Genomic DNA, 16817 nt, shown 5'->3' with positions numbered 1-16817 from the left:
ATGAACAAAAATATTTTTTATTTTCATAGTTAAAGTTCTTCCCATTCTATGAAATTATCATTATAGAAATTCTCATTTTTCCCTATGTATTGCAAAGTAAAATATTGGTCATGGTGGTTTAGTAGTTTCATTAAACTACGTATATTTTTAGTTCGCTCATAATAGAAATATGCGAATGTCTTTCTAAGTGAACTAGCACCAATATTATTTAGATTACATTTTTGACTTGCATTTTTTATAATTTTATTTACATAGTTTTCTGTTAGTGGTTTATAACCTCTTTTTAGTCTCAAAGATTTAAAAAGAAAGTCATTAGTTTCCTTATCTATACAATAATCTTTTATCAATTTCTGTAGTTTTTTACCTAATGGAAATGATATAACCTTTCTACCAACTATTACTGTTATTTCTTCCTTATCTAGCACATCACGTACTTTTAATTTTACTAATTGATTTACTCGCATAGGTGTATTAATACCTAAGTTGAATAACAAGTGATTTCTAGAATTTTGCTGTTTAAAATAACTATCAAGGATTTTTATGTCTTCCTTGTTCTTTAACGGTTCTACATAATACATTGTATTTGTTCCTTTCTAGCTTACAATATCGTTTAAGTTATCTAATCTCAACTTGTACACAAGAAATAAATTTCCTGTACGTAAAATTCAGAATTATTTAAACGACTTCTAAGCTGTTTATTTTCTTTTTTGATAAAAATATACCATTTTATTTATTCTTGAGCTTTAACAAGCAAAATATTAGCTAATACAAGCTAGTTTTCTTTTCTCTCCCATAACTTATCTAACATGTTGAACGCTTCTACAAGTTCAGTGTGTTTAATTTTCACATTTGTTTCAACTTCATTAATTAGTGATTTATGAATTGTTAAAAAGTGGGCTTGATTAAAAATTTCACTGTTAAAAAATTCTCTTACAAGTTCCTCTTTATCTGTACAAAAAAATACTCTATTATCTTTGTAAAAATTAGATAGGGCTGTAATATAAGTTTCTCTAACTGTTTGTAATTCTTTGTTTAGCTGTTCATACTCTAACAAAGTTTTAAGTACGTGTTCTTTAAAGTCTTTTATTTCCATGGTTTTACCTCTTGTTTAAAATTAGTTTTTTGATTTTATAAAAATAACTAGTGCTATGCCTAACAACAGTATTTTTAGTAAATAAACGCTTTTGTAGATTAAAATAAAGGCACATACAAGCCGTTTATTTTCCTTTGATATGATTTCACCTAAGAAATACTTTAAAAGGCTCATATGTGCTTTAAACAGCTACATTCTCATTCACTTATAAAACTACTGGCACTAGATTTATATTTTTTAAAATTGTTCTATTTTGTAATTGCTCTACATCTATTAAATAATATCGTTTGATACTTTATTAATATTTTGTAGTGCTTCTTTTACTTCTTCTAGAGATACATATATTAAAAAGCTTAACTCTTCTGATAACTGAAGAGCGGTTTCTTCTGTTAACGTATGTAAGTTTCTACCGTTTTGCACTTTGTCCCAATACTTCCACAATTCTTCTTCCGTTATTTTTAAGGTTTTAAACTCATCTGTTGAGAGTGTGTTAATAACCAAGCAATGTGTAGCTAATATTCGCATTGAAACATGCAAGCTTGCTAATCTTTGGGCTATTTCCTCAATATCCTTTATAACTTCGGTTAATTCTTTTTTATCTTCTATAATCTCGTTTAGTTCCATTTTTATTACCTCATAACTATCTTACTTTGTGATTTTCAAAAATATCATATACTTCTTGAATATCAAATAAATGTCTATTACCAACCTTTACATAATGAAGCCCTAACGCTTGTAGTTGCTCCATGCTACTAGCCCCTATATTTAGGTACTTTTGTAATTCAGTACGTGTAAAATACCTTTTTTCGGGGTTAATAGTGTTCAGTCTTTCTTTTATCACCTCATTAATTAAATTAGTAATTTGCTCTTTAATCTTCAAACTTTGATTTTCAGTTAAAACAACTTCCATAATCTATTGTTACCTTTCTTTAATAAAATACGTCCATAAATCGGGCTATAATGTAGGTAAAAGCATACACTAACGGAAACCCTACTAACGCTAAACATAAAGTATTAATGTACATTTCTTTGTGCTCGTTATTCATTTTTGTTTGTTTCATAATACTTTACCGCCTTTTAATTATAAGTAGTAGTGTAAGCTGTTCTAGTTGGCAACGGTACACTACTTTGACTAGCGTTGATAAGATTGATAATTCTTTGGCAAATATCTTTTTTATTGCTAAGTTCTTTAGTTTTCTTTATCAAGTCCGCCATTTTATCAACAGTATCAATAATTAAGCCTTGCTCATATAGAAAAGCTTCACGCTCATTTAAAATATTAAGATTATGCTTGTTATGTTGCTCTAGGTACTCTAGTAGTTTGATAACCGCACGCCTTACAGCTTTACTTTCTCTTACTAATATTTGTTTAGCTTGTGAATTTGAAAGTTTATACATTGGATATGTTTGACCACGTGAATTAGTGTAAGTTCGTTCCAAAATATTTTGGAGTGAGATTTCTTCGCTAAATTCATCACGTAAGATATTTAAAAGTGTATCATGTCTTAATTGAGTTTTTTTCCCGTCTAGAGTTCTAAAATGGTTTATAACGTCTACAAGTTCGACGCTAGTCCACTCTGTTTTATTATTAATATCAGTAATATGTAATGTTTCACTTATTACCTCTACTGTATTGCCATCAATTTTTATTATATTTGTGTTTGTCATTGTCTTTCACCTCATTTCTAGGGCGTGACAAAAAGCCCTTATTAAATTAAATAGAAGAATAGAGTATAGTAATTCTATTCTTTCAAAATAAATACTGCTGACTAAATAAAGGTTTATATAGGTTCTAAAGTGTTCATTAAATCTATAGAGTAGGTTTAAACACATTAGAAAATCTATTCAACAAATTTAGATAGTTATATTTATTTTGTGCTTTGCTATTTACTAATAAGGGTTCTTACGATATAATAAAAGTAAGTTATTTTTTAGTAAATAGCGGTTTTCAAACCTTATAACGTTAGATTGTTTTGGCGAACTGATAACGGTATAAAGGTTCTTTTTTTATCTCTCATTCAGTCAAATCACCCCCTATATATAATATATATATGATGAATGATGATATAATATAAATCATTGTTATTATTTTTTATTATTTGGTATAGGTGTGGTCATTTTGTCTACTTGAGAAGTGGTCATTTTGACCATTTCAGATATGGTCATTTTGTCTACTTCGATATTCCCAATTCTTCCCACCCTATATATAATATATATAATGATGAATGATTATATATACATTCTCTTTATTTAATCTTTTATTTTTCTTTTGATTACATTTGTTAGTTTTTGACAAATCCATTTGTTAATTTTTAACATTTCTGATTGATTAATTTTTAGCAAATGCATTTTCATAATTCAACAAAAGGTATAAAGAGAATTTTTTTTATTAGACTGGCTCGCATTTTAATTTAATGCAAAGTTTTTTGGTTCCTTTTTGATACTTTAGATTTAAAAAAATAAAGTATCAATAGTTTCATCTGGAAAAAACTTCTTAAAATAAGTGAGTAAAGTTATTTTTTCTTTATCTGTAAAATTAACTATTTTTCTTTCTTTACGACTGTATACAACATGATGTACATTTATTAATTTTCCCATTTCTTTTTGTGATAAATTTAATGCTTCACGATATGCACGTATTTTATTAATTTTAGGTTTTTCCATAATATTCACCACCTTCTTTTTTTCTTGAGTACAGTTTTATACTCTATAAACATAATAACATACTAAAAAAGTAATGTCAACTATTTTTTGAGTTCATTTTTATACTTTCTTGTTTCTTTTTTTATAAAGATAATGTATAATGAAAATATGTATTAGTATTTGAGGTGATATATTCAATGAAAATAAAGATAGATAAACAACAAGTAGGCTTTAGAATAAAAGAAATTAGAATTAGTAAGGGGTATACTTTAGAAAGTTTTGGAAAAGTATTTAGTGCTACCAAAAGTAATGCACAAAAGTGGGAAACTGGTTTTACATTACCTAATAAAGAAAGATTAGCTAATATTAGTGAAATGGCAGGTATTACCGTTAATGAATTGTTGTACGGTTCTATTAACGAGTTTTTAGAAAATAATATTGAAGTATTATTAATGAATAGTAAATATCCGTATAAAAGCCTTTTATACACTTATAATTTAGTAGAACTTTGTATAGAATATATAGAGAAAATTTGCTCAAGTAAAATAATTGAAATTTCTGTAAATGATATAAAAAGTATAGAGCAAGCGTTTAATTCTTTATTAGAAAATAAAGTTATTGAAATACTTGATTTTATCGATAGTCAAACATCATCTATAGAGATTTTTGAAAATGAAGTACGTTCTATTTTAAAAAATGAAGTTTTAATTCAAGCTATATATTGTATTTCAAAATCATACGATTATGAGTACTTGTCTTACTTAAGAAATTTAATTGTTCATAATTCTAGAATTTCTAATAAAACAAAAAAATATATAATTGCTAATTTTGATACATATACTTCATTACTCTTATTATCAAAAAGTAATATAGAAAATAAAATTTCTATTTATGTATTCTTTTCATACATTATTCATGAACTAGATTATAAACAGTCTTTTGGTATGCTTACAAAAAAACATATAGAATATATGAATTATGAAACACTGATTAAACTGTGTGAAAATGATATGGAAGTTATTTTTAAAAAAAATACATTTTATTTAAAATCTAGCGGTTATTTTTTAAATACTAATAAATACGGTCTAGATAATTATAAAAAAATACTGGGGCTGATAATTGAGAAAAACAATGTACTCTATTATCTAGCCGATTATGATTATATAGAAGACGTACCACTAAATACAGAAGTACAATACTTCATATTAAATCATGATAATTCTTACTTTATAACAAAGATAACTGAAAAGCCTGATTGTAAATATCTAGCCCCTATATTAGGTAAAATGGAGTAGATACAATGATATTAGTATCTGATTATAGTAATATGAAGTGAAACTAACCACAGATTTTTAAAGGAAGTGAAACAATGTTTGATAAGATTGATAAGTTACAAGAGAAAATAGCAAAGCTTAGACCTTTAAACAAGACTGAACTTGAAAAGCTAAGAGAAAATTTTATTATAGAGAATACGTATAACTCTAACGCTATTGAGGGGAACACTCTTACTTTAAGGGAAACGGCTTTAATATTGCAACAAGGAATTACCATTCAAGGTAAAAAGGTACGTGAACATTTAGAGGTAATAGGATATAAGGACGCTTTTTATTATATTCTAGATATTGTTAACGAGCCATTGACAAAACAAGTTATAAAAGATATACACAGCTTAGTTTTAATGAATGATAGAGAGAATAAAGGAGTATTTAGACAAGTTAACGTTCAAATATTAGGTTCAAGTCATAAGACTAGCGAACCGCAAGAAATAGAAAGAAATATTGATGAATTGCTAGTTAAATATGAGGAGTGGAAACAACATCATCATATATTAAAGGCAATAGCTCTATTACACTTAGAATTTGAAAGTATACATCCATTTATTGATGGAAACGGAAGAACAGGAAGACTACTTCTTAATTTTGAATTAATAAAACATGGATTGCTACCAGTAAATATTAAATTTACAGATAGAGAAAAGTACTACAATAGTTTTGATGAATATCATATTAATAACAATGCTGATTACCTTACTGACTTAATAGCGAATTATGAAATTGAAGAACTTGAAAAATACATTAGTATGATGGATTGTTAAAATTGAGTTTGAACAGTCAATCAATAGCTTACAGTTCAAAATGGAAAATACAGGTGATTTTTCCATTATGGAAATAATTTAGTAACTCAAAATGGAAAATCTAGAGGTTTTTTCCATTATCAATATCTCTAATGGTTATCAACTAATAATTTACAACCACTTGAATTTTTAGTAAATGTGTTGCTTAACTGGAGAAAGATGCGGTATTCTTTCATTTTGCTACTTGATTTAAGAAAAAATAGCATATAAACATAAATTTATATAGTTATGTAAACTGCATTCTTATATTAGCTATTTAAACAGCTTCTAAAAGGTTTCTTTATCTTTTGGAGTAATAACCCTAAAAATCTTTTTAAAGGCTGTATCATTTAAAATATGAGGTGTTTTTTATGAGAAAGCTAACTTTATTTGACAAAATAAAAAAATCACTGACTTAAACCAGTGATTTTAATCGAAAATGATATTTTGAATGCATCTAATAAAGATAACTTCATTATATCATATCTTACATAATGTAGCTAACATTTTCATTTATTTATAAAACTACTGGCACTAGTGAGAGGAATGAGAGAAAATGATAAAAGAATACATTAACAGTAAAGAAAATAAAAAATACTACGAGGTAAAAAATGAATACCTTGGTAAAAATGTTTACACAGGAAAAGAAAAAAGAATTTCTAAAAAAGGGTTTAGAACAAAGAGAGAAGCACAAAATTATATAGTTAAGGCTAAGAACGAGTTTTTAAATGGTAGTAACTTTCTACGAAGTGAAAATATTACTTTTGGTGATGTGTACAAACTTTGGGAAGAACAACACAAAACACAAGTAAAAGAAAGTAGCTATCATACTATAAAAACTATTCTAGATAAAAGGATACTACCAGTTTTTAAAGAGTTAAAAATCATTAATATTAAGTTGCCATATTGCCAAAACTTTATAAATGAGGTTTCAAAAACTTATAAAAAAGGCTATGTAACTTTAATAAAAGGTACTATAGTTCAAATTTTAGATTATGCTGTTAAGATGGAGATAATACCTACCAACTATATGAAATTAACTAAAGTACCTAAGAAGATAGAAGAAAAGAAAAAGAATTATTACACTAAAAAAGAATTGTTACAGTTTTTAAAAATAGTTAAGGAAAATTATTCAAGTGAAACTTATATAGCTTTTCGCATACTAGCTTTTACTGGTATTCGTTTAGGAGAGTTGAGGGCTTTAACATGGAAAGATATTAATTTTAAGAAAAAAACATTAACTATTAGTAAAAATATGATGAATATCGGAAGTAAGTCGAAAATCTCAACGACTAAAACAAAATCAAGTGAAAGAATTATATTTCTTGATGATGAAACCATTAAAGAATTGAAGAGTTATAGAGAACTAGATAACTTTATAAGTATTAATAATGGAGTATTTATAAAAAACTCAAGACACTATTTTAATGGTATGTTACTAAGGATATACAGAGATTTTCCAAAACTAAAACAGATAACCCCGCACGGTTTCCGCCATACTCACGCAACTTTATTATTTGAAAGTGACTTGAGTGCGAAAGAAATTCAAAATAGATTAGGTCACAAAGATATAACAACTACATTGAATACATACACTCATATTACAGATGAAAAAAGTAAAGAAACTACAGAAAAATTCTATAAATTCATGAGTATTTAAAAGTCGGAGAGTTAACGGAGAGCAGGTTGCTAGATATCTAATAGAACAAGGATAATTTACATTAAAAAACTAAATAATACTTTTAAAAAATGTTTTGAAGTAGTATAATTATAGTTAAGTAGTAGTATAAATTGGAGGTAAATATGTCAGAGAAAAAAATGAACATGATAGTTTGCGGAGGGTGAAACTCGAAAATAGGGCCAGGGGCCTTGTCAGATATCTTAAGAGATCTTCCTAAAAAAGAAGATAAAAACTTAATAGTAGGATATGAATCTTCAGATGATGCAGCCGTTTATAAAATATCTGAAGATAAGGCGATTATTCAAACTTTAGATTTCTTCACAACGATGATTAATGATCCATATTTATATGGTCAAATAGCAGCTACTAATGCACTAAGTGATGTGTATGCAATGGGTGGGGAAGTTATTTCAGCATTGAATATCGTTGCCTTCCCAGAAAATATGGACTTAGAAATATTACATCAAATATTAAAAGGTGGAGCTGAGAAAGTTCATGAAGCAGGGGGAGTGCTTGCTGGAGGGCACTCTATTCATGATGCTACACCAAAATATGGTTTATCAGTAACAGGAATTGTTCATCCTGATAAAATATTACAAAATAACAATTGTAAAGTAGGGGATTTACTAATAGTAACAAAACCTTTAGGTGTAAGTATTATTAATACAGCCCATATGGTTAAAGAGTGTTCTGAAGAAGCATTTGCTCAAAGCGTTAAACAAATGACAACACTTAATAAATACTCTGCTCAAATGATGAAAGATTTCAACGTAAATAGTTGTACAGATATCACAGGATTTGGTTTCCTAGGACATCTTGTAGAGATGCTAGATGGCAAATATTCTGCAGAAGTATATACAAAAGATATTCCATATATTGAAGAAGCATATAAATGTGCTAATGAATTTGTTATTACTGCCGGTGGACAATTAAACAGAACGTTTGTTGAGCCGAATGTAGAATATCAGGTTAAAGACTTTGCATTAGAAGAAATCATGTATGATCCACAAACTTCAGGTGGGTTATTAATAAGCTTACCAGAGGATGAAGCACATGAATTATTAGAAAAACTTAATACTCTTGAAATTAAGAGTGCTATCGTAGGAAAAGTTATAGAAAAACAAGAAAAAGCAGTTATCGTTAAATAGAACTGTTATAAAAGGAGAATATAAGTATGAAAAAAGAAATTCTAGACGCACAAGGTTTAGTTTGTCCAATGCCAGTTATTCAAACAAAAAAATTATTAGTGGATAATGATGTAGTCGAAACAATTGTAGATAACGTTATTGCTACACAAAATTTAGAAAAAATGGCAACTCAATTAGGATATAACTTTGCGGTAAAAGAGGAAGCAAAAGATAAATACATCGTTACAATCTCTAAAGGAGAGGTTACTGAAGGTGTAGTTGTTGATACATTATGTGATACATGTGTTGTACCTGTAACTCAAGCTATACGTGTATTAGAAGAAGAAACAAAAGTCACGTTATTAGTAAAAACTGAAGACAGTGTTGAAAGTCTTAGAAAATTTGCCGATAAAAATAGTTATGAATTTAAAGTTTCTGATATTGAAGGTGGCTTTAAAGTAGAAATTACTAAAGAAGAAGCACCGCAATTAGAAGTTGCTCCAGTTGTTAAAGATGATAGCTACATTGTTGTAATTAACAAAGATCAAATGGGGCATGGTAGTGAAGAGCTAGGTAAAAGATTAATAAAAGCTTATCTATACGCTTTAGGGGAACAAGAAGTATTACCTAAAAAAATTATTTTCTACAATAATGGAGGAGTTTTAGTAGATAAAACTCGTAGTCATGTAATTGAAGAATTAAAAACACTAGAAGATGCTGGTGTAGAAATAGTTTGTTGTGGAGCATGTATTGACTATCATAAGATTGACTTAGCAGTTGGTAATCCAACAAACATGTACTTCATCGTAGAAGATATGAGAAAAGCGAACAAAGTAATTCAACCATAGGAGGAAATAGCGTGGAAGAAGGTTTAATTGTTTTTAATAGTACGCATGATTCGATAAAGGCTGATAACATTTGTTTAGAAAGAAAACTTGCAGCATCATTAATCCCTACTCACCCATCAATAAGTATAGGATGTGGTTTTATGCTAAAAACAGCATGGGATAATTTTGATAACATTGTAAGAATGTTACAAGAGGAAAATATTGAATATCGTGGACTATACTATTCTAAAAAAACTGGAATCAAGAGAGTAATAAAAGAATTAGAAGATTATAAAATTAAATAAAATTTTGAATAGAGATTAACATAGAGAAAGATTAAAATGTTTGATTTAATTTTCTTAAATAATCTCTATTCTTAATATAGTGTAAAGGTGAAATATATGAATAACAATGTAATTATTGGTACGGCAGGGCACATCGATCACGGTAAGACTACGTTGATTAAGGCTCTGAGCGGAATTGAGACAGATACTACTCAAGAAGAAAAAGATAGGGGGATGTCTATTAACCTTGGGTTCGCATATTTTGATCTACCGAGTGGAAAAAGATGTGGAGTTGTTGATGTTCCTGGCCATGAGAGGTTTATTAAAAATATGCTTGCTGGGGTTAGTGGTATAAACTTAGTTTTACTACTAGTTGATTCTAGAGAAGGAATCATGCCACAGACTAAAGAACATATTGATATTTTAACGTTATTAGGGATAGAAAATTATATTATCGTAATGACGAAAATAGATTTAGTTGAAGAAGAATATAGAGAATTAGTAAAAGAAGATATCCAAGAATTTATTTCAGGTACAGTTCTTGAAAATTCTCCAATAATTGAAGTTGATTCAATTAGCAAAAAAGGACTTGATACATTATTAGCTACAATCGATAAGAAAACAGAAGATATCGCAGCAAAAAATGTTGAGAAAAATGCTAGAATTAACATTGACCGTTCATTCCAAGTAAAAGGATTTGGAACAGTTGTAACAGGAACTCTTACAGAAGGTGTTATAAATGTAGGAGATGAATTAGTAATTTATCCAAAAGAAGTAAAAGCAAAAGTTAGAAATATTCAAGTTCACTCGAAGGATGTAGAAACTGCCTATGCAGGGCAAAGAACAGCTATAAACTTAGCGAATATTAAGTTTGATGATGTGAAACGTGGTGATACATTAGCCACTGCAGGTTCATTAACAAAAACATATATGCTTGATACTGAAATCAAACTAATAAATGATGAGAGAGCAAATCTTGAATTATGGGATAGAGTACGTGTTTATATCGGTACTGAGGAAGTAATGGCACGTGTTGTACCACTTGGAACAGATTTATTAAAAGCTGGAGAAAGTAGTTTTGCGCAGCTTCGACTTGAAGAAGAAATTGCGGTTAAAAACTATGATAAATTTATTATACGTACATATTCACCTATGATCACAATAGGTGGAGGAGTAATATTAGATGCTAATCCTAAAAAACACAGTAGATTTAATGAAGAAGTCTTAGAAAAACTGAAAGTTCAGCTTGAAGGTAATACAACTGATTTAATTGCCAACTATTTATTATCGCATACTGACTACTTAAATTCTAAAGAGAATATTTTAAAAGAACTTCAACTTCCTAAAGAAGAGGTTGAGGAGTCACTAACACAATTAGTAGAAAACACTACAATCTATGAAACAAAATTAGGCTATATTCATAAGAAAAAATATGATGAAGTGTTAGAAAAACTTAAGAAACTATTAAGTGACTACCACAATAGATATAAATTAAAAGTAGGAATTCCTAAGATTGAAGTACTTTCTAAGTTTAAAATCTCTCAAAAAGAAATGTTAGAGTTATTAGACTTATTCATACTAAATAACGAAATTCGCTTAGAAGGTAATTTAGTTGCAGAAAAAGATTTCGTAGTTAATTATGATAAAAAACAACTGGCAGAAAAAGAAAGAATTGAAAAAGCATTACTAGATGGTGGCTTCACACCTCCAAGTGTTAAAGAACTAACAAATGGAGAAAAAGCAAATGTTGAGTTGTTAGAATCTCTTATAGATAATACGGTAGTAAGACTAGATGCTGATTTAGTTTTACATGAAAAAGTATTTAAAGATGCTGTTCAAAAAGTAGAAGATCATTTTAAAACTAATGATCAAATAGGACTAGCAGAATTTAGAGATATGACAGGTTCTAGTAGAAAGTACTCTATGGCCATTTTAGAGTATATGGATAAAATTGGCATAACTAGACGCTTAGAAAATTATAGAGTTTTAGTTAAGAAATAAATATTGAAGGGAGCTAGGTTGTTTATAACTTAGACAGGGTAAGTAATATGAGTTATTATTTTGATTACGGTGCAACGTCACTAAAAAAACCAAAAGAAGTAGCTGATAAAGTCTATGAGGTATTGTCATCGGCAAAGTATGCCAATGCTTCAAGAGGTAGTTATTATGAAGCAAATAATGCATTCCGCGAAGTTTTTGAAGCGAGAAGTGATGTTGCAAAATTTTTCGGTATTAAGGAAGAAGATAGGGTTGTCTTTACTAGTAATTCTACGGAAAGCTTAAATATTGCGATTTTAGGATTATTGGAAAAAGAAGATCACGTTATTACGACTTCTATGGAGCATAATTCAGTTTTAAGACCGATATATTTAGCGCATGAAACAATAGGTTGTGAATATACTATTGTTAAAGCTGGTAAAACAGGATTAATCGATTATGATGAACTAGAAAAAGCTATTAAACCTAATACGAAGATGATTGCTATTACACATAGTTCTAACATAACAGGAAGTATAGTGGATCTAGAAAAAGTTGCGGATATTTGTAAAAGACATAATATTATTTCAGTTGTAGATGCTTCGCAAACAGCAGGAGTAGTACCTATTAATATGGATGAATTGGGAATAGATGTATTATGCTTTACTGGACACAAAAGTTTATATGGGCCGCAGGGAATAGGTGGTCTATGTGTGAGACTTAAAGAACCAGAGATTAAGAGATTTAAAGTAGGTGGAAGTGGTGTTAGAACATTTGATGAGAAACACCCTGGGGAATATCCACTGCGCTTAGAAGCGGGTACTTTGAATACTTCTGGAATCCTAGGTTTACATGAGGGAATAAAATATATAAATAAGCATGGCATTGAAAATCTTTATAAAAAACAAGTCGACTTTGCGAATAGATTCTATAATGAATTAAAAGACTTAGAGTGTTTAGAGTTCTATGGAGATTTTACAAAAGATCGTACTGCGGTAGTAGCATTAAACTTCAAAGGAATATCAGCCTCAGACGTTGCAGATGTTCTTGCTGAAGAATACGATATTGCAGTTAGGCCTGGAGCACATTGTGCACCTTTAATGCATGAAGTATTGGGAACAAAAGAACAAGGGATAGTAAGGTTCTCATTTTCAAGTATGAATACAGATGAGGAAGTAGACTACGCTATTAACGCTATAAAAACATTAGCAAAAGAAATTTAGGAGAAATATTATGTCAAAACAATTATTATCACAAATTCCTGCAATAAATAAGATTTTATTATTAGATGAAGTGAAATCATTAATTCAAGAGTATACAGAAGTAGGAGTAAAATCAGCGATAAAAAACTATATTAATGAAATCAAACAAGAAATATTAAACGAAGAACTACATGAAGTTCCAAGTTTAGAGAATATTGTAGAAGAAGTTACACAAATAGTGAAAAGTGAAGATAAAAATTCTTTACGTCGAGTTATTAATGCAACTGGAACAATTTTACATACAAATTTAGGACGTAGTTTGCTAAGCCAGAAGATTAAAGAAAACATTGAAAGTGTAGCTTTTAACTATTCTAACCTTGAGTTTGATATTGATAATAAAAAACGCGGTAGTCGTTATGTTCATCTTATTGATATTATCAAAAAATTAACAGGAGCAGAAGACGTACTTGTAGTTAACAACAACGCGGCGGCGGTATTATTAACATTGAATACTCTAGTTAAAGATAAAGAAATAGTAGTCTCTCGTGGAGAACTGGTAGAAATCGGTGGAGCATTTAGAATTCCTGAGATTATTAAATTAAGTGGAGGTACTCCTGTAGAAGTAGGTACTACGAATAAAACACACTTAAAAGACTATAAGAACGCGATTACTGACAATACAGGGGCGTTACTAAAAGTTCATACTAGTAACTATAAGATTGTAGGATTCACTAAAGAAGTATCAAATGAAGAAATATCATATCTTGCTCGTGAGAATGAACTGGTATCTATAAATGACTTAGGAGGCGGTCAATTTGTTGATTTCTCTAAATTTGGCTTACCATATGAACCAACTGTAAAAGAGGTTCTGAATAGTGGTATTGATATTGTAACATTTAGTGGAGATAAACTTCTTGGAGGTCCACAGGCAGGTATTATTGTTGGTAAGAAAGAATATATCGAACAAATGAAGAAGAACCAACTTACTCGTACATTACGTGTAGATAAGATGACTCTAGCAGCTCTAGAAGCTACATTGAAATTATATCTAGATGAAAAAGAAGCGTTGGAACACATTCCTACATTACACATGATTTCATTATCAAAAGAACGTTTATTTGAAAAAGCAGAAGTACTGAAAACAAGACTTAGCGACTTAGACTTCAAGATTACAATAGCTGAAGATAAAGCAGAAGTAGGTGGTGGAAGTTATCCAGCAAGTTATTTAGATAGTGTTGTAGTTAAATTAGAGCATCCAAGACTAAGTGCGACAGATATTGAACGTCGATTATTAGAAGTAGAAATTCCAATTATTACACGTATCAAAGATAACGAGCTTATCTTTGATATGAGAACTCTTCGTACTAGAGAATTTGATTTAGTAAAACAAGCATTAATAGAAGTTGTGAAGTAAAGATAGAATTTAAGTTGCAGTAAGTTGCACGTTAAATAATATTTGATAAAATCAGAAGGTGAGTATATGTTTAGAGAAATAAATATAGAAGATGCACAAGAAGTTGCAGAAATCTGTAAAGTAGCATTAGACTATGATGTAGATGTTGAAAACGTGAAAAGACAAATAGAGAAACTAACTAATGACAAGAAACAGCATATTATTATAGGCTATGAAGACGAAAATACAAGAAAGATTATAGGATTTGTTCATGCCCAAATGTATGAAAGTTTTTATAGTGATCTTGGTTTAAATATTCTAGGACTTGCTGTTAATCCTGATTTTAAAGGTAAAGGAATAGGTAAAAAACTTATGAGTAAGTTAGAAAACTATGCCGTAGACAATAATATTAGTTTTATTAGATTAAATTCTGCCTTGAAACGTGAAGATGCGCATAATTTCTATGAACATATTGGTTATACCTGTGATAAAGTTCAAAAAAGGTTTATAAAGGTATTTGAGTAAGGATGTTGAAACAGAAGTTTGACAGTTTAACTCACTTTTATAGAATTTAAAAAGATTTATATAATTACATGTAAAGTGTTTAATTATGTAAATCTTTTTCGTTTGTTTTCGGTTTATAGAGAAAATAGATAGATGTAAAATTCCGCACTAACTCCACATGAATTTGCATGAGAATTTTATTAGAGATGAAGCTTTATAAAAATTATGAAGGTTTTAATTACAAAATGTTTCCTCTTTTGTAATATTAGGTTATAATAGTAAGGTGTTAGAATTATAAATAGATATTGATATAGGAGGAACCATGTCAGATTTAGAAAAATTATTTTTTAAGATAGATAAACAGGTAGAAGAGAACAAAGGTGAAGGGTTGTATTTTGATTCTTTAGTGAATTACTTAACTTTGGAGAATGATGAGGATTATTTTGATATTGTCGACAATTTCTCTAAAGAGGATATTAAAAAAGCTTATCAGTTTTTACTATTAAAAGCTCTTAAAGAGTTAAATAACCCTAGTTATGACATTACACCAGAAGTGATAACTATGTATGTATCTCATATTTTAGAGTGTTTATACAATAACGAGAAGATTTCTGTAGCTGATTTTGCTAGTGGAAGTGGAAACTTTTTAATTAATTTATCAGCTTTATCAAAAGGAGACTATGAGTTAACTTCTGTTGATGTTGATAATAACTACGCTAGATTACAACAAAATATTTTCAATTTATTAGAAACTAATGTTGAAATTATTAACCAAGATGCTCTTAAACCATTAAATATTAAGAAGCAAGATGTTATCATCAGTGATGTACCTTTTGGCTATTATTCAGATGAGGATAACAGCCTAAACTATAAACTTTGCAGTGCAGAAGGATACAGTTTAAATGCTTTACTATTTATCGAACAAGCTGCTAATTACTTAAATGATAATGGTGTAGGGGTATTAGTAGTACCTAAGAAAGTTCTTGAGCTTGAAGACAATTTCAAGAAATTTTTAGAAGAAGATATTAATCTAAATGCGGTAATTACTTTACCTGATGAGATGTTCAAAAATGCTTCTCAACAAAAAGCTATTATTTTAATAACTAAAAAAGAACAAACTAAATTGCCAAATCAAGTATTCTTAGCACAAGTACCTAGCCACAAAAATAAAGATGGTTATGCTAATTTTATTGAAGAATTTAAAAATTGGTTATCAGAAAAATAGCATCATTAATGTATAAATAAAAAGGTTATTTTCGTAGAAATATGTTAATAAATTGCTATTAAAGGTTGACAAGAACGTGAGAATATAATACAATATGTAAGTAGATTGCTTAAAGAGCAGTCTTATTGATTGAATGTTTGTATTTATTTTATATCTTAAACATTTAATTAAGTATTAAATTAAGATTTTGTAGTATCGGAGGGAGGGAAATCCAATGTCAAAAACTGTAGTTCGTAAAAATGAATCACTAGAAGATGCACTACGTCGTTTCAAACGTGCTGTTTCTAAAAACGGAACTATCCAAGAAGTTCGTAAACGTGAGTTTTATGAAAAACCAAGCGTTCGTCGTAAGAAAAAATCTGAAGCGGCTAGAAAACGTAAATATTAATAATTGGTAATTAACACGCAATTTATTAATAAAATCTAAAAATTTTCCCTCTTTTAGATTTATTTAGAAATAATGACCTCATCGTAAGATGAGGTTTTTTTATATCTATTATTAATGAATAGAGCATCACTTGTTAAAAAAGAGAAACTGTGTTATTCTAATTTTAATTATAAACATTAGGAGAATAGTATGTTTGCAATAATTTGTTTAAATGTTATGTTATTAATCTCATGTTGGTATTTGATTGCGGAAAATCAAAAGAATAAATCTAAAATTAATAGTTTAGAAGATGATTTAAATAAAGCAATTAAAAGATTATCAGCATTAGAAGAGGGAGTGACTCAAAAATCGTGATTTCGT

Annotated in this window: 20 protein-coding genes; 13 read left to right on the top strand and 7 right to left on the bottom strand. The window is 28.8% G+C overall.

The window, feature by feature from the left end; translation table 11 throughout:
- Positions 1-29: 29 nt before the first annotated feature.
- From HMPREF3186_RS01585 to HMPREF3186_RS01560, 7 genes are all read right to left on the bottom strand, one after another.
- The gene (locus tag HMPREF3186_RS01585) at positions 30-578 is read right to left on the bottom strand and encodes a tyrosine-type recombinase/integrase (protein WP_060913619.1); all 549 of its coding nucleotides are present in this window, start codon (positions 576-578) and stop codon (positions 30-32) included.
- A 194-nt stretch (positions 579-772) separates the two neighbouring features.
- Positions 773-1093, bottom strand: a complete 321-nt coding sequence (locus HMPREF3186_RS01580) for a hypothetical protein (protein ID WP_003147360.1) — start codon at positions 1091-1093, stop codon at positions 773-775.
- A 273-nt stretch (positions 1094-1366) separates the two neighbouring features.
- Entirely contained in the window at positions 1367-1717 is a 351-nt protein-coding gene (locus tag HMPREF3186_RS01575; RefSeq protein WP_060913618.1) for a hypothetical protein, read from the bottom strand.
- A gap of 16 nt (positions 1718-1733) precedes the next feature.
- A complete protein-coding gene (locus tag HMPREF3186_RS01570) occupies positions 1734-2003 on the bottom strand; it encodes a hypothetical protein (RefSeq protein ID WP_060913617.1) in 270 nt (89 codons plus the stop codon).
- Positions 2004-2022: 19 nt separating this feature from the next.
- Positions 2023-2154: a hypothetical protein gene (locus HMPREF3186_RS09495; protein WP_003147358.1), complete on the bottom strand. Its 132-nt coding sequence runs from the start codon at positions 2152-2154 to the stop codon at positions 2023-2025.
- 16 nt (positions 2155-2170) lie between these two features.
- Positions 2171-2761 carry a hypothetical protein gene (locus tag HMPREF3186_RS01565; protein WP_060913616.1) on the bottom strand — a complete coding sequence of 197 codons (591 nt, stop codon included), beginning with the start codon at positions 2759-2761 and terminating at the stop codon, positions 2171-2173.
- Positions 2762-3544: 783 nt separating this feature from the next.
- On the bottom strand, positions 3545-3757 hold the full coding sequence (locus HMPREF3186_RS01560) for a helix-turn-helix transcriptional regulator (protein ID WP_060913615.1): 213 nt from the start codon (positions 3755-3757) through the stop codon (positions 3545-3547).
- A gap of 176 nt (positions 3758-3933) precedes the next feature.
- Here HMPREF3186_RS01560 and HMPREF3186_RS01555 point away from each other — a divergent pair, with 176 nt between their 5' ends.
- The 13 genes from HMPREF3186_RS01555 (at position 3934) to HMPREF3186_RS01495 (ending at position 16811) form a co-directional block, all read left to right on the top strand.
- Positions 3934-5031 (top strand): helix-turn-helix domain-containing protein, encoded by a 1098-nt coding sequence (locus HMPREF3186_RS01555; protein ID WP_060913614.1) that lies wholly within the window; start codon positions 3934-3936, stop codon positions 5029-5031.
- Between the two features lie 74 nt (positions 5032-5105).
- Positions 5106-5831 (top strand): Fic family protein, encoded by a 726-nt coding sequence (locus HMPREF3186_RS01550; RefSeq protein ID WP_060913613.1) that lies wholly within the window; start codon positions 5106-5108, stop codon positions 5829-5831.
- Between the two features lie 574 nt (positions 5832-6405).
- Positions 6406-7509, top strand: coding sequence for a tyrosine-type recombinase/integrase (locus HMPREF3186_RS01545; protein ID WP_060913612.1), 1104 nt, complete (start codon positions 6406-6408; stop codon positions 7507-7509).
- A gap of 194 nt (positions 7510-7703) precedes the next feature.
- The gene (gene selD, locus HMPREF3186_RS01540) at positions 7704-8678 is read left to right on the top strand and encodes a selenide, water dikinase SelD (RefSeq protein ID WP_419865824.1); all 975 of its coding nucleotides are present in this window, start codon (positions 7704-7706) and stop codon (positions 8676-8678) included.
- Between the two features lie 26 nt (positions 8679-8704).
- Entirely contained in the window at positions 8705-9505 is an 801-nt protein-coding gene (yedF, locus tag HMPREF3186_RS01535; protein ID WP_060913611.1) for a sulfurtransferase-like selenium metabolism protein YedF, read from the top strand.
- Positions 9506-9516: 11 nt separating this feature from the next.
- On the top strand, positions 9517-9789 hold the full coding sequence (locus tag HMPREF3186_RS01530) for a putative Se/S carrier protein (RefSeq protein ID WP_060913610.1): 273 nt from the start codon (positions 9517-9519) through the stop codon (positions 9787-9789).
- Positions 9790-9885: 96 nt separating this feature from the next.
- Complete coding sequence (gene selB / locus HMPREF3186_RS01525; RefSeq protein ID WP_060913609.1) at positions 9886-11769, top strand: selenocysteine-specific translation elongation factor; 1884 nt, start codon at positions 9886-9888, stop codon at positions 11767-11769.
- A 47-nt stretch (positions 11770-11816) separates the two neighbouring features.
- A complete protein-coding gene (locus HMPREF3186_RS01520; protein WP_060913608.1) occupies positions 11817-12968 on the top strand; it encodes an aminotransferase class V-fold PLP-dependent enzyme in 1152 nt (383 codons plus the stop codon).
- A gap of 10 nt (positions 12969-12978) precedes the next feature.
- Positions 12979-14361: an L-seryl-tRNA(Sec) selenium transferase gene (gene selA, locus HMPREF3186_RS01515; RefSeq protein WP_060913607.1), complete on the top strand. Its 1383-nt coding sequence runs from the start codon at positions 12979-12981 to the stop codon at positions 14359-14361.
- 66 nt (positions 14362-14427) lie between these two features.
- A complete protein-coding gene (locus HMPREF3186_RS01510) occupies positions 14428-14865 on the top strand; it encodes a GNAT family N-acetyltransferase (protein WP_060913606.1) in 438 nt (145 codons plus the stop codon).
- A 301-nt stretch (positions 14866-15166) separates the two neighbouring features.
- Positions 15167-16069 (top strand): class I SAM-dependent methyltransferase, encoded by a 903-nt coding sequence (locus HMPREF3186_RS01505; RefSeq protein WP_060913605.1) that lies wholly within the window; start codon positions 15167-15169, stop codon positions 16067-16069.
- A 214-nt stretch (positions 16070-16283) separates the two neighbouring features.
- The gene (gene rpsU, locus HMPREF3186_RS01500; protein WP_003147339.1) at positions 16284-16457 is read left to right on the top strand and encodes a 30S ribosomal protein S21; all 174 of its coding nucleotides are present in this window, start codon (positions 16284-16286) and stop codon (positions 16455-16457) included.
- Between the two features lie 189 nt (positions 16458-16646).
- Positions 16647-16811 (top strand): hypothetical protein, encoded by a 165-nt coding sequence (locus HMPREF3186_RS01495; RefSeq protein WP_060913604.1) that lies wholly within the window; start codon positions 16647-16649, stop codon positions 16809-16811.
- The last annotated feature ends 6 nt before the right edge of the window (positions 16812-16817 follow it).

Origin of the sequence: Gemella haemolysans (genome assembly GCF_001553035.1) — a bacterium.
In the GTDB taxonomy this organism is placed as follows: Bacteria; Bacillota; Bacilli; order Staphylococcales; family Gemellaceae; genus Gemella; species Gemella haemolysans_B.
This window is presented reverse-complemented; position numbering and strand designations above follow the sequence as displayed.